This is a genomic window from Neobacillus sp. S1115 (genome assembly GCF_055385565.1).
In genome coordinates this window covers 2,229,467-2,243,295 of sequence record NZ_AP038275.1, presented here as the reverse complement: position 1 = coordinate 2,243,295, position 13,829 = coordinate 2,229,467, and the positions used below count along the sequence as shown (strand labels likewise).

Sequence of the window (13,829 nt, the reverse complement as noted above, 5' to 3'; positions counted from 1 at the left end):
ATGATTTTTCCTAGGCTGTATACGAATAGCACTGTCGAGACATAACCTAAGCAATCTCAGATTACTTAGGAGTTCACTAATAATAAAAAAGTAAGATACATAAAAATCATGAACATTAACAGAGAGAATAAACTAGAAACAAAGATTATGGAATGGTTAGAAGGTGTGAAGATGCCATTTGTAATTTCCATTCTTTTTCGAGTATATTGTACTGTCGATAACACACAAGTAATTAAACCGATAACACACGCAAAGATTCCAAGAACTATGACTAAGGTGTTAATAAAGGGATTGGAACTGATTTTAATTGTAAAATGTATTGAAGTTGTTAAGAAACCTACTCCTGTTATCGATATACCTGTACGTATCCAAGCGAGATACGTTCTTTCATTTGCTAAATGCTGCTGTGCATACTTTACACTTTCTCCTGATGACTCTTCTATTCTATATAAAGCTTTCATTAATAATTAATTCCCCTTCATGAATTTACAAGAACCTCCTGAATTCCCTATGACCGAGCAGAAAGCCACTTATCCCAAACTTCAGCGAATACCCCGGTCAATGCTAGTGAAACATGTCCACCTTCATAAACCTCATAAGTTTTATCCTTGCTTGAAACAAGGTCCATCATCGGAAGACTTTGCTTCTCTAAAATAATTGTGTCACGAGAGCAAGAGAAGACAAAAAGCGGGCAGTTTATATTTTTTAAATCTACTTTCCTGCTGCCAATCACCAATTCTCCTTTTAAGAGTTTATTGTCTTTATAGAGATCATTAAACATCTGTTTAAATGCAGCACCTGCAAATGAAGTAGAGTCCTTCGTCCACTTATCCATTCGACGCCACTTTTCAACATATTTCTCATCATATGCACGGGTGACCAGATTGATAGAACTTGCATAACTCGGTGATACCAACCTAAATATCAAATACATAATTTCTGATGGAATTGTCCCATGTGCATCGGCAAAACGGTCAACACTTAGCTGCCCTGTTTGTAGTCCTTCCAGCAATTTATTAGGAAAGATGCCAATACTAAAATCGATTGGAACGGCTGCAAGGGATAAATTCTTAATTGGCAGTTCCGTTATGGCAGCCAAGATGGCTGCAATGGTTCCACCCAGGCAATAACCGGCAAGGGATATTCCCTTTGCACCTGAATGTCTTAAAGCCCGTTTAATGGCGTTCTCCAAATAATCAATAATGTAATGACCAAATGTGATATCCGAATCTTCTAGCCCAGGGGACCCCCAATCCAATAGGTAGACATCATAGCCGCGCTCGGTTAGTCCGCCTACAACGCTGCTTCCTTCACCGATGTCAAGAATGTATGCCTTATTTAACAAAGAGTAGACAAGAAATACAGGGATGGAATGTCTTTTTTCCTTTGCAGGATGATACCATAAGGTTGCTTTATTTTTCTTCCAGACAATCTGTCTTGGTGTAGGTACAATCTCTGGTTTTGGCTCGGTCATAATTTTATAAAGCTGGTTCCAACGTTTCGTTTCTTTTTCTAAGTTTAAGCCTTGAAAAAGGTTCGTTCCTAATGCGTTCATTATTTATCACTGCTCTCTTCAATGTTATTTATTATTACCTGTGAGCACCAGTTCTTTATCCTGCTTTTTTTCCGGTTCTTTTTTCTGCTTCTCCCGACGAATTTCGAAGAGACCTCTCTCTATTTCTTTCCGCAATTCCTGAAGGCCAGCATTTATTTTTTGAGTTTCCGCCACCGCTTGGGCCATCTTATGGAATTCATCCTTCATTTGCATGACAATATTAACTACATCTTCGAACATTCCTAAATTTTCTTTCGTAATTGAGCTTACACTGTCTTGCAATTTCCAAATTTGTTCTTCTAAAAGATCAATTTTTTCTTCTGTCTGAATAGAAAGTTTTGCGGCATCAGCTACATCTTTTTTTGTCGGGATATTCATTAATGATGCAAAAAGCTCTTGGCTCTTTCTAAGTCGTTCTAGGTACATTGAATAGGTGTTAAGGCCGGAACTTGCTGTACGAACAAATTCTTTGTTGTCTGCCAAGTTATATAATAGGCCATTTAATTGTTGGTCCCACATTTCACCCAATTTGTTAAGTCCAATAAATGGTTCAAAGATTTTATCATTTGACATGCTGCTGATCTCCTTAATTTAAGACTTTGTAAGTTCTTCAGTTTTTTCCAAATATTTATTTAACGGAAAAATAAGTTCTTTAAATGGTGTGGCAAACAGATTAACAAATCTCTTTTGAAATTCATATAGCGGATTTCCAGCTTGTTTAACCATTTGGATAAATTGCAATCTTCCTTTTTTCCTAAGCTCCATATATTGTTCAATCATTTCTTGGTAATTATCAATCGCCTGGCTGTTTTCAATCGACTGACATGGAGTACTTAAGAGTGAAAATACTCCTTTTTGAATTTGATTCATTTGCGCATTCCACTCCTCATAAGACTGAATCGGAAAGAAATGCTGGAATGTGGTGGTAGACATTAAAAATTCATCTCGTGCAGTCTTTTCCCATTCATTCAATTCCTTTGTAAATTGCTCTGCAATTGTTTTTATATTTCCTTGATTCCGTTTTACACTTTCAGAGAATCGTCTCACCTCTTCTAAGAAGACTTCGTCACGATGATTAGAACATTTTTCCCATTCATCTAATTCATCAAATGCATATCTCCAGAGCAGGTCTAGGCTAGAAAGCGATGATTCATTTCCGCCTTCGACAGTGATTTCTTCATCCTGTTTTTCCTTTCGCGTTTTTGTTTCTTTCAATGATTCTTTTAGACTCTCTTTTTTTTCAGCCATATTACTCCCATCCTTTAAAAAATTTATTTAGGTTATAACTCACAAATAAAAATTGCGTTAGAGGTTCACTGTTCTTTTATCAGTCTCTGTTGCGATTCGTTGTTTTGGTTTTCCAAAAAGGTAAATGAGTATAGCTGCAATCACGATAGCAACTGACATTCCATAAATAGATGCACTAAAACCGCCTGCTGAATTTGTACCAGAAGCTTGAATAAGTTTTCCAAAAATAATAGGAGCAACAATACCTGATGAAGACATAAATCCATAATAAGTACCAGCCATAACTCCTCTTCGCTCTGGGAGTAAACTTATGACTATTGCAGGATTCAGTGTGTTCATGGTGACAACTAATGTGTTTACTAGCGAAAGAATGATGATGATGTAACCCGATCCATTTACAAAGGGCATCATGGCGTACAAAATTCCTGTGAGAATAGCACAAATCGCAGAAAATAGAATTCGTGACTTCCGCAAACTTTGGGTTTTTTTGTATATTCGATCGGAAAAAAACGCTAATACAATTCCAAATATCGCGCCAATTAATCCTGAAATGGCAATAACTTTTGCTGTCTGCTGTTCAGATAACCCCTTTACTTGAATTAGGTAGGCAGGATTAAAAGTAAGTCCAAAAACAATAATAGAATAGGCAATAAATGCAAGTAAGATTGTAAAAATTAATATAGGAGATCGCAAAACCTTCCAGACATCTTTCCCATTTTTTTCTTGTTTGTTTTCCTGATTAACTCCCACTTCTACGAAACAATCATCGGATTTAAACCGTCCAAGCCAAATCCAAGCAATTAACCAGACAAAGCTACAGATACCAGAAATAAAATATGCTTGTTTCCACCCATAATTTGAGATTAGAAAAAACACTATAGGGGCTGTAACAGCAATACCCACCACATTGCCAAAATTTATAATCGATATGGCAAGCCCACGTGATTCCGGTTTAAACCATTTACTAAGATGACTGACTGACGCCGCAGAAAATGCACCTTCTCCTGCACCAAGTAATACTCTGCTAAATATAAGTAATGGCAAACTTGATACAAACAGCACCATGGATTGCGCGATTGTCCAAATAATCGCCATAATAGCCAGTATTTTCCCAGTACCCAGCCTGTCCGACAAAGAACCGCCTATAATTCCAGTTATCGAGAACAACCAGAAGAAACTGCTTCCAACTATTCCAAACTGAGTTGGGGTAAGATTCAAATCCTTCATAATATCGATGCCGGCTAATCCAGTAATGGATTTATCGGCAAAACTAACAATAGACATAATAAAAAGTGCAAATAAAATAACCCATTTCGTCCATCGTTTCATCCAAGCTCCTGCCCTTCATCAAATCGATTCACTTTTTTTGATCTAAGGAGAAAATTACACCTGCTTTGCCCTGCCTTTGTATCGAGCAAGATTGAGCAAGTGCATTTTGTGAAAAATAGAATCATCCAATATTTTTCTTTGATCTTTAAGGTGTTACGATATTGAGAAAACGATTGAACTCATCAAACAATGATAAAAATTCATTCAGTTTTGATTGGTCACCAGAAATGATTAATTTACCTGCAGCAACTGCTTGTTCAGGTGAAAGAAGACCTAGTCCAATTCCATAGAATGTTAATCGGTCAAGAGTTAAGGTAACATCTGGGTTATCGTCCAACTTATCATCCTTGTGGATTAAAACAGAGTTTTCTAAATAAATAGAGTATTTTTGGCCGGTATTTGATAAAGTTACATTCAACGTTAATTTTTTTCCATCCGCTTTTGGTCCGTTTAGTTTAACTGACAGCAGTTTTAAGAAATCATCAACAGGCATATAGTTAATAATTCCAGAACCATCTAATGGCTTAATATCTTTATTAATTCCATTTCTTAATTCGGATGCACCGACAAGATAAATGTTGCGCCAATTGGCTGATTCGGCTTGGTATCCTAATTGTTCGAATGTATCTGCCAATAAATTTTTAGCTTTCGCATTTTCTGGGTCGGCCATTACGACGTTTTTTAAAACTTGAGCTACCCAGCGGTATTCACCTTTTTCAAAGTCCTCTTTTGCTTTTTCCAAAATAGCGGCCTCTCCACCCATGTATTCCACATATTTAAGACCCGTTTCCACTTGTGGTAATGGATCTAAATCTGACGGATGTGCATTATAATAACCTAAATAAAAATTGTAAATCCCCTTTGAATTGTGCTTTAACGTGCCGTAATATCCACGATTCCCCCAATAAGTATCTAATGATTTTGGAAGTTTGATTGTTTCAGCTATTTCCTCCATCGTATATCCGTGGTTGGCTAATCGTACTGTCTGGTCGTGCATGTATTTATATAAATCACGTTGCAATTTCAAATGGTCCAATGCACGATCCTTGCCCCATACAGGCCATGCATGGATCATAAGCAAGGCATCAATCTCTTCATTTTCAAATATATCGATGGTTTTATCGAGTGAATTGGCCCAATGCAGGGCATCCCGGGTTTTTGCCCCTCTAACTGTATAAATTTGATGCATCAATTTATTGGCGTTCTCAGATACAAATAATGCTTTGTAATTTTGTATATAAAAATGCATTTCAGCCGGTGCTTCAGTGTTCGGCGTTAACAAAAATTTGAAGGTCACCCCATCGATTTCCATCGTTTGGATTTCGTTTTCTATTTCAACCTTAGGCAGCGCAAAACTCAACGTTCCGGAGCTCATGGTATTTCCTAAACCTATTGATACCGAGCCAGTCCTGCCATCTGGTATATTACCACCAAACTGATACTCTGCACGACGGGCCATAATGTTACCCAAAAGCACATTTTCACTTATTGCCTCTTTTGTAAAATGTTGTGGAACGATGATGGGAATAGAAGGATTTTCCGCATACTTTAGAACCGCTTGAATGCCGCCAAAATGGTCCGCATGACTTTGACTAATAATGATGGCTGAAACTGACTTTCTTGGACGATGTTTATAATATAATTCCATTGCAGCTTCAGCAGCTTCAGTACATCCTGCTGCATCACAGACAATAACTCCTTGTTTACCTTCAATAAAGAATGTGGTGGCCATGGATTGTCCACGCACTTGATAAATTCCTTCTACCACTTCAAATAAACCAGATATAGCCTGTAATTGGGCATTTCTCCAAAGGCTTGGGTTCACTGTCTCGGGAGCAGTGTCGTTAAGAAATTCTAACTTATCGATGTCCCAAACGACTTCCCCAGAATGATCTGTAATGATTGTAGATTCTAAAGGTGCAATTAATCCTCGGTTCGCATCTTCGAAATCCTGTCGATCATCGAAATTTAGTAAATCATATACTGCTAGATTTGCCTTTTTTGTGAAAGAAGTGGCGGACTTAGATGGATTTAATATTTTGCTATTCATACGAACCTCCAAAGATGGTTGTTTTTTTAGTATACAAAAAAGGAAAACACTTTTGACATCCTGGCCATAATGTCTGGTCTATGACCATACAAAAACAGGAGGGTTTCAAGTGTTTTCCGTATAACAAGATTGCCAATGGTATGTTAAGCCTCTATTGCTTTTAGCTCAAACACTTCATTTATCACTTTAGTGATAATTGGGGCTGGGATCTTGAAGAAAACTCCTGCAGGGTCATGATGTACAGCCGGCACCAAAAGGTGAAGCTTGTCTTCGTTACATTCAAATTCAGCAAAAGTGTCTGGTAAATTCACCGCTTTGCGGAGATCTCTTATAAATTCAATAACTTCCTCTAAACATTTTTCAGGTTGTTCTGATGGATTCACAATACCTAACGCTTGGGCAAATCCGGTGATTCGCGGCAAATAGTATTCTGGCAATGATTCCATTACATTTGGCAAAAGCACAGCATTTGCCAGTCCGTGCGGGATATTGAATTTTGCCCCGATCGCATGGGCCATATTGTGAACTGGAACGGCATTCAGACATAGGCAGAAAGCAGAAATGGCCATCGAACTTGCCATCAGCATATTCGCTCTTGCTGAAAGATCGTCCCCTTTGTGAACTGCATTCTGTAAATTATTAACAATCATTCGAATCGATTGCAGGGCATAGGCGTCCGTCATAGGATTGGCCTTAGGTGAAAAATAACCTTCCACTGCGTGCGTCAAGGCATCAAATCCTGTAAAGGCAGTGATTTTAGGAGGAAGCCCTACTGTCAAATCCGGGTCCAAGATCGCTATATCGGCATTGATGAACGGATGAAGCAGGTTTGATTTAATTCCAAGATTTTCATTAAGGATAACAGCTACAGGTGATACTTCCGCACCTGTTCCCGCCGTTGTTGCAATGGCTACATGCGGAATCGGAATATAATTGGCTTCTGGCCACCACTCCATCACATTTCCGGTAAGAAGAGAATCACGAATATCATCCAAGCCTTTATGAAGCATCCACTTGATACCCTTTACTGTATCCAGGACGCTACCGCCGCCAAGAGCGATCAAGGAATCACCGTTGCACTCTTTAAAAAAACGAGCTCCACGATTAATAATTCCGCCCTTAGCATCCTGTTCGATTTCATCAAACACCCCGACAAGCTCAGGTGTACCAGGCATGATTTCAAATAATTCTTTAATTATCTTTGTAATTCCGGCCTGTGTTAACCCTTTATCCGTGAATAGTACTGCCCGTTTACCGCCAAGCCCTCTAATCATCTCAGGAAGCAATGTCCTAGATCCCGCCCCGCTATTTACAACTGTTCGAACAGAAAATTGAAAAAATGAAGTCGACATACAATCACCTGCTATTTTAGATTTTTATTAATAAATGAGGCCTGGATTATCCCAAAAGAATTTGGTACCAAGGCCTTTGGCTTACTTCAGGTACAAGCGAGCAGTGGACATGCTTGACTTGAGAATATTCGTCCAAAGCATGGCGTCCTAATTCCCGGCCAAAACCGCTTTGCTTGTATCCGCCAAATGGCGCATCACTTCGGAGCATATGCCAATCATTGATCCATATCGTTCCAGCCTTTAATTCACGGGCAATTTGCATGGCTTTATTTACATCCTTGGACCAAACGCCTCCTGCTAGTCCATAAATGGTATCGTTCGCTATTTCAATCGCCTCCTCCACAGTGGAGTAACGAATGACGGATAGAACAGGACCAAAAATTTCTTCTCTCGCAATCTTCATGTCATTATGAACATCGGCAAAAATGGTCGGTTCAACATAATAGCCTTTTTCAAATCCTTCTACGATTCTGCGCTTTCCGCCGCACACCAATCGTGCACCTTCTTGAATTCCGGATTCAATATAAGAAAGGACGGTTTCCAATTGCTGTTGGGATACCAATGGCCCCATACCCGTTGCGATATCTAATGGATTTCCTATTGTAATCGTCCTGGCAAGTTCAGCTAATTGTTCAATGACTTGATCATAAATGGAATCATGTACAAGAACACGAGTGCCTGATTCACAAACTTGTCCAGAGTGGGATAAGAATCCGAATAAAATGCCTGGAATGGTAATACTCAAGTCGGCGTCCGGCAATACGATAGCTGGTGATTTCCCGCCTAACTCAAGAGTCACGCGTTTTACCGTACCGGCTGCCATTTGCATAATACGGCTACCGACTTCTGTAGAACCAGTAAAAGCGACTTTGTCTACACTTGGATGGGTTACAAGTGCTTCTCCAATGCTGGCACCCGGACCGGATACCACATTGAAGACACCTGCTGGTATACCTGCTTCAGCTGCCAATTCCGCTAATTTCAAGGTAGACAATGGCGTATTTGAAGCTGGTTTTACCACAATAGAGTTCCCCATTGCCAATGCCGGGGCTAATTTCCACATAGCTAAAATCATTGGGAAATTCCAAGCTGTAACCGCCGCTACTACACCAATCGGTTCCCGCCAGACCTGGTTATTACTTGGTCCTGGGAAGGGTAATGCAGGAAGGGTTTCTACATACGGATACTCTACAGTGAACTTTGCTGTTTGCTGTAAAAGATCAACAATGGTTAGGATGTCCATGTTTGAAATACGTCGAACGGTTGCTCCCGAACTAATAGATTCTAAGTACCCCAATTCTTCTGCATGCTCAATAATCTTGTTGCCAAATTGGATAAGTACGTTAGCACGTTCTTGTGGAGATTTTTTAGACCATACTCCCGAATCAAAAGCCTGGCGGGCAGATGAAACGGCCGCCTCCACATCTTCTTTCCCGGCTTTCGCCACCTTTGCTGCTACTTCACCAGTTGCAGGGTTTACTACCTCAAACGTTTCTCCGGTTATCGCTGGCTTCCACTCCCCGTTTATAAAGAGTGGAAATTCCAATGTTTGCACAGCTGCTTTCATAGAAAAATTCCTCCTTTTATTATCTCTTTCATAATCTTCAAATGTATTTAAGAAATTTTCTCTATCAACCTCCCTCAGTTTAATACGATTTTCTCTCGAATACTCGCTTATTCGCAGGATTTCATAACCCTTGATTTAGCGTTAACGATAAAATGAAATAAGTTTAAATCATTATGGCTTCGTGAAGGCATAGTCAAATAGAGGAGCGAATTAGTTCCCCATATTTTACCATATAATGTACATCTCCACGCCTCCCCTGGAGGCTTTCCCTCCCATGTCTCAACGGGTCGTCTGCCCTATCATTCCTTCGTCATGCCTATCCAAGGGGTGGAGGCCAGTTTTGCTAATTAAATGGGTCTGTGCCCTTACGAAAATAGAATCTGGTACTCCGTACATATTTGAAATCCTGCGAATATGCCAACATTCGATTAATATGAGTGTCCAATATTATTTATTTCAGGGCGATAAATAATCTTTATTTCTGAAATTTCATTAAGCTGCCAACGGTGATAATGGTTTGATTTTATCAGGACAATATGATTCGTTTCGTCTAGATATACTTACAAAGATCCTGGCCAACTTGCCAATTAACTTCATAATTGATTTTATTTTCTTCATTTTTTTTACTTTGACATTTTGAGAATGTAATGCCCGAAATTCTGGGTTATTCACTACAAGACTAATTGTAGCTAAGTAAAGGAATCGCCTTAGTCTGGAGCGTCCTCGCTTGGAAATGACAATTTGACCTTTCCATTTCCCTGAACTTGCTTCGACTAAATGCAATCCAGCATGGCGAAGAAGGGAATTACCGTGAGTAAAACGACTTAAGTCCCCCGCTTCACCCAATATCCCAGCTAAAGAAATTTCACTTATCCCCTTTATGGCAAGTAACATCTTAGCGAAAGGTATTTTATTTAGTGCAGCGGTAACTTGTTGTTCCACTCTTTCGAGTTGTTTTACGGCTAAGTCATATTCCTCTAATAGCTGCTCTAAATGAAATTTATAGGCATCAAGTGCCTGTCTAGTACCTACAGATTTCTTAGCCAACTGGAGGAGTAATAGGGCTTTCTTTAATCCAGGGTGCCTCTTCATCACAGATTTCCAACCTGTAATAACCTCGTGAGGCTGCATATTCTCTAAGTCCATAGGGGACGGGAATAAACGAAGGGTTGTGATTGCCCCTTTAGCCGTAATATCCTTAAATACCTGTCGGAATTCAGGAAAGACAATATCTACCCAACGGTTTAATTGATTAATAGAACTAACAAGGCGTTTAACTACTACATCACGGTTAGACATCAGGATCCTAAGTTTTTCGAATGTTTCCGATGTGTACCTAACTTCAGAATAATAACCGTTCTTTACCATATCAGCGATAACTAAGGCATCTTTTTTATCACTTTTTGATTGAGTATTATCACGATTTTCTTTATTCTTTTTTACTAAATGTGGGTTTACAGTTACTACTTCAATATCTTGATTAGAAAGCCATTTTGAAAGATTGATCCAGTAGTGTCCAGTTGGCTCCATCCCAACAATAGCTTCATCCAGGTTGTTTAATCTTTGAAGATTTTTAATCCATTTTAGAAAACTAGCAAATCCTTCTTCGGTATTTTTAAATGTAATTGGATCTCCGACTATAATTCCACGGAAATTTACAGCTCTAGCTACGTGAAATTGTTGCGCAATATCAACTCCAACAACTAGATGTTTAACTGAAATTCTTTCTATTAGTTGATTTTGTTTGTTTTGCATTTTAAACTTCATTATAGGGGTTCCTCCTTAAGGTTTGAGTTAGATTGGTCTCTATACTCATATCTTACTGAGGAGCTCTATTTTTTTCAAAGTCGAAAAATAACGATCTACAGGAATGCTAATTAACTTCCACTTTCTCAACACGCAAAGCTCTTCTCAAAATCTTACCTGTGCTGTTCTTAGGTAAATCCTTCATAAACTCCACTTGTTTTGGCAGTTTGTACTTTGCTAGCTTGTCTTGGCAGAAATGCATGATATCTTCCATCGTGATACGTTCATCGATAGAGACAACAAATGCCTTCACGATTTCCCCGTATTCTTTATCCGGAATTCCGATTACGGCTGTTTCGACAATGGCCGGATGTTGGTACAACACTTCTTCCACTTCTCTCGGATAGACATTGTACCCGCCAACGAGAATCATATCTTTTTTACGGTCAACTATATAAATGTATCCGTCTTCATCCATTCGGGCTAAATCACCCGTATAAAACCATCCGTCTTTCAAAGCAGAAGATGTAGCTCCCGGCATTCCTAAATACCCCATCATCACATTGGGACCTTTTACAATTAATTCGCCGATTTCTCCTCTTGGAACTTCCATTCCATTCGGATACACCACTTTATTCTTCACTTCTGGTATATCTACACCTACAGAGCCTGGTTTACGAGTTCCCCGCAACGGATTGAAGGCTGTAACGGGAGCCGTTTCAGAAAGACCATACCCCTCTAAAACGTGAACCTTATACTTCTCTTCGAATCTATGTAATAATTCAACTGGAATCGAAGCACCACCTGAAAAACAAGCTCGTATCGATGAAAAGTCTTCTGCCGTTGCCCCTGGCACCTGCAACAAAAAGCTAAACATGGTTGGAACTCCGGCAAAAATCGTCGCATTCTCTCTTCTAATCACGTTAATCACTTCGGTTGGACTAAATTTCGGAACAATGACAATGGTTGCACCACATGCAATCGGAATGTTGATGCAAGTCGCGATACTAAACACATGGAACATTGGAAGAACTGCAATGATACGATCTTCTTCCGTGAACTCTGTAAGCTGGGACATCGAAGCAGCATTTGATGCCAGATTTCGATGGGATAGCATGGCGCCTTTTGGCTTACCCGTTGTACCGGAAGTATAAAGGATGACCGCTAAATCATTCTCGTCGATGGAAGGCCAATCAAATACATCTTCTGGTTCTTGAATGAGACACCCCCAAGGCCAATCGTTTTCAATTGAATCTGTATAGATGGTCATTTTCAACTTTCCTAGTTTTTCTCTCAACGGGTCTATTGTCACTTCTAACCATGAATGAGCAATAACACCTACTGCTTGACTATTCGATAATATATAGGAAATCTCTGCCGAAGTGTAAGCAGGATTAATTGGAACAACCACTGCACCTACCCGAAGAATCCCATAGTAAGCAATTACAAACTCAGGACAATTACCAAACAATAAAGCGACTTTATCACCCTTTGCGACTCCTGCGGCAGTTAGGGCTAATGCAGCACAATCTACCAATTTATCAAGTTCGGCATAAGTTTTACTTTGATTCAGAAATGTATACGCGGTTCGATTTGGAAATCTTGCTGCACTGTTCTTTAAATTCTCATTCAAATTCAAAGCCATCCTTATCCTTCCCTCCTTTTATTTTTTAGAAAATTAAGATTTTCTTGAATTTATTATATATATAATTTACACTGAAATAAATCAACTGTTAATGAAGTATATAGAAGTTGTACTTCTATATTCAAAGGAGAAAACTATGCATATCGAACAATTGGAATACATTGTAAAGGTTGCGGAAACTGGATCTATTTCTATAGCAGCAGAAATCCTTCATGTTTCACAATCAGGAATCAGTCAATCTATTACTAGATTAGAAGATGAGTTGGGTGTTAAACTTTTTAAACGCCACAGACGACTTGGCGCCGTTCCAACTAATGAAGGGAAAGCTTTAATTAAAAAGGCTTATGAGGTATTAGTCAGACTTCAAGATTTTAAAGAAGAAGCCCAATCCTTTAACACGGTAATTTCGGGGAATTTAAAGATATCATCAATCCCTGGCTTTATGCTTTTCCTGTTAGAACCTTTATCTTCCTTTAAAAATGCTTTCCCAAATGTAAATATAGAAATCTCAGAAAAAGGCACTCAGCATATTATTGAGCTTGTCGAAAATAATCAGATTGACATTGGCCTAATCACGATATGTGAAGACCTCATAAAAAATAGAGAAGATTTACTCTTTGATGTAATACTTGAGGGAAAGATGAAGGTATACGCCAGCAAATCCTCTCCTTTATCGTCACAAAAATATATAACACCTGAACAATTAATGACTCAAAACGTTATTTTATATAATGGAGATTATGTAAAACGATTTGCTAGTAATTTAATTAGTAAATTTGGGCCAATGAACATATTATTTACCACTGATAATACAGAAGTCATAAAAAAAGCGATTTTAGAGGGATTAGGAATTAGCTTTGGTCCAGACTTTTCTAACAAAAATGATCCTTATGTATTAAGCGGCGAAATAGTTCCGATTGAAATCATCAATTACGAACAGGAAAAAATAGGTGTAGGCTGGGTACGCTCAGCGAATAATCATTTTTCGATGAACACAAAAAAATTTTTAGAAATTTTTAAGTTCCACTCCCGAATGCTGACGCATTCACCAAGAAATGATTAATGTAAAACTCGCACGGCTATGGAAGAATCTTCCGTGGTAATCTCTGCAGTATGAGGGGCAAACGGGGTAGAAACCATTCCCATATGAATATTTGACTTTGATTACATTATATATCCCCATAAAACATCATTATAGTAGTTATATTGGGGGTGTTATAATGCCCTTATTCGAACAAGATAATGAACATAAGCTCAATGCAAATCGAAAGCGAGCAACATTTGGAACACACTTAATAAATCTGAAAATATCGATTGGGGAAAATTAGAAAATTAAC

11 protein-coding genes are annotated in these 13,829 nt (G+C 38.7%); 1 reads left to right on the top strand and 10 read right to left on the bottom strand.

The annotated features are described in order from the left end of the window. Positions 1-65: 65 nt before the first annotated feature. The 10 genes from ACZ5B7_RS10990 to ACZ5B7_RS10945 all read right to left on the bottom strand — a co-directional run bounded on the left by ACZ5B7_RS10990 (position 66) and on the right by ACZ5B7_RS10945 (position 12,492). Positions 66-461: a YidH family protein gene (locus tag ACZ5B7_RS10990; RefSeq protein WP_464493743.1), complete on the bottom strand. Its 396-nt coding sequence runs from the start codon at positions 459-461 to the stop codon at positions 66-68. A 47-nt stretch (positions 462-508) separates the two neighbouring features. Then, positions 509-1,555 carry an alpha/beta fold hydrolase gene (locus ACZ5B7_RS10985; RefSeq protein ID WP_464493742.1) on the bottom strand — a complete coding sequence of 349 codons (1,047 nt, stop codon included), beginning with the start codon at positions 1,553-1,555 and terminating at the stop codon, positions 509-511. Positions 1,556-1,579: 24 nt separating this feature from the next. Next, positions 1,580-2,128, bottom strand: coding sequence for a hypothetical protein (locus tag ACZ5B7_RS10980; RefSeq protein WP_464493741.1), 549 nt, complete (start codon positions 2,126-2,128; stop codon positions 1,580-1,582). Between the two features lie 18 nt (positions 2,129-2,146). Then, entirely contained in the window at positions 2,147-2,803 is a 657-nt protein-coding gene (locus tag ACZ5B7_RS10975; RefSeq protein ID WP_464493740.1) for a hypothetical protein, read from the bottom strand. A 57-nt stretch (positions 2,804-2,860) separates the two neighbouring features. Next, complete coding sequence (locus tag ACZ5B7_RS10970) at positions 2,861-4,132, bottom strand: MFS transporter (RefSeq protein ID WP_464493739.1); 1,272 nt, start codon at positions 4,130-4,132, stop codon at positions 2,861-2,863. 145 nt (positions 4,133-4,277) lie between these two features. Next, the gene (locus ACZ5B7_RS10965) at positions 4,278-6,182 is read right to left on the bottom strand and encodes an alkyl/aryl-sulfatase (protein WP_464493738.1); all 1,905 of its coding nucleotides are present in this window, start codon (positions 6,180-6,182) and stop codon (positions 4,278-4,280) included. A gap of 143 nt (positions 6,183-6,325) precedes the next feature. Next, a complete protein-coding gene (locus ACZ5B7_RS10960; RefSeq protein ID WP_464493737.1) occupies positions 6,326-7,534 on the bottom strand; it encodes an iron-containing alcohol dehydrogenase in 1,209 nt (402 codons plus the stop codon). Positions 7,535-7,580: 46 nt separating this feature from the next. Beyond that, complete coding sequence (locus tag ACZ5B7_RS10955; RefSeq protein WP_464493736.1) at positions 7,581-9,101, bottom strand: aldehyde dehydrogenase family protein; 1,521 nt, start codon at positions 9,099-9,101, stop codon at positions 7,581-7,583. Between the two features lie 492 nt (positions 9,102-9,593). Beyond that, positions 9,594-10,868: an IS110 family RNA-guided transposase gene (locus tag ACZ5B7_RS10950; RefSeq protein WP_464490083.1), complete on the bottom strand. Its 1,275-nt coding sequence runs from the start codon at positions 10,866-10,868 to the stop codon at positions 9,594-9,596. Between the two features lie 106 nt (positions 10,869-10,974). Further along, a complete protein-coding gene (locus ACZ5B7_RS10945; protein WP_464493735.1) occupies positions 10,975-12,492 on the bottom strand; it encodes a long-chain-fatty-acid--CoA ligase in 1,518 nt (505 codons plus the stop codon). Between the two features lie 136 nt (positions 12,493-12,628). On the opposite strand from ACZ5B7_RS10945, the gene ACZ5B7_RS10940 reads away from it, so the two are divergent. Then, on the top strand, positions 12,629-13,555 hold the full coding sequence (locus ACZ5B7_RS10940) for a LysR family transcriptional regulator (protein ID WP_464493734.1): 927 nt from the start codon (positions 12,629-12,631) through the stop codon (positions 13,553-13,555). Positions 13,556-13,829: the final 274 nt, after the last annotated feature.

Bases quoted from the DNA above. Each gene is read 5' to 3' on its own strand.
- ACZ5B7_RS10985 (WP_464493742.1), bottom strand. From the start codon at position 1,555: ATGAACGCATTAGGAACGAACCTTTTTCAAGGCTTAAACTTAGAAAAA.
- ACZ5B7_RS10955 (WP_464493736.1), bottom strand. From the start codon at position 9,101: ATGAAAGCAGCTGTGCAAACATTGGAATTTCCACTCTTTATAAACGGG.
- ACZ5B7_RS10960 (WP_464493737.1), bottom strand. From the start codon at position 7,534: ATGTCGACTTCATTTTTTCAATTTTCTGTTCGAACAGTTGTAAATAGC.
- ACZ5B7_RS10990 (WP_464493743.1), bottom strand. From the start codon at position 461: ATGAAAGCTTTATATAGAATAGAAGAGTCATCAGGAGAAAGTGTAAAG.
- ACZ5B7_RS10975 (WP_464493740.1), bottom strand. From the start codon at position 2,803: ATGGCTGAAAAAAAAGAGAGTCTAAAAGAATCATTGAAAGAAACAAAA.
- ACZ5B7_RS10945 (WP_464493735.1), bottom strand. From the start codon at position 12,492: ATGGCTTTGAATTTGAATGAGAATTTAAAGAACAGTGCAGCAAGATTT.
- ACZ5B7_RS10940 (WP_464493734.1), top strand. From the start codon at position 12,629: ATGCATATCGAACAATTGGAATACATTGTAAAGGTTGCGGAAACTGGA.
- ACZ5B7_RS10980 (WP_464493741.1), bottom strand. From the start codon at position 2,128: ATGTCAAATGATAAAATCTTTGAACCATTTATTGGACTTAACAAATTG.
- ACZ5B7_RS10965 (WP_464493738.1), bottom strand. From the start codon at position 6,182: ATGAATAGCAAAATATTAAATCCATCTAAGTCCGCCACTTCTTTCACA.
- ACZ5B7_RS10970 (WP_464493739.1), bottom strand. From the start codon at position 4,132: ATGAAACGATGGACGAAATGGGTTATTTTATTTGCACTTTTTATTATG.
- ACZ5B7_RS10950 (WP_464490083.1), bottom strand. From the start codon at position 10,868: ATGAAGTTTAAAATGCAAAACAAACAAAATCAACTAATAGAAAGAATT.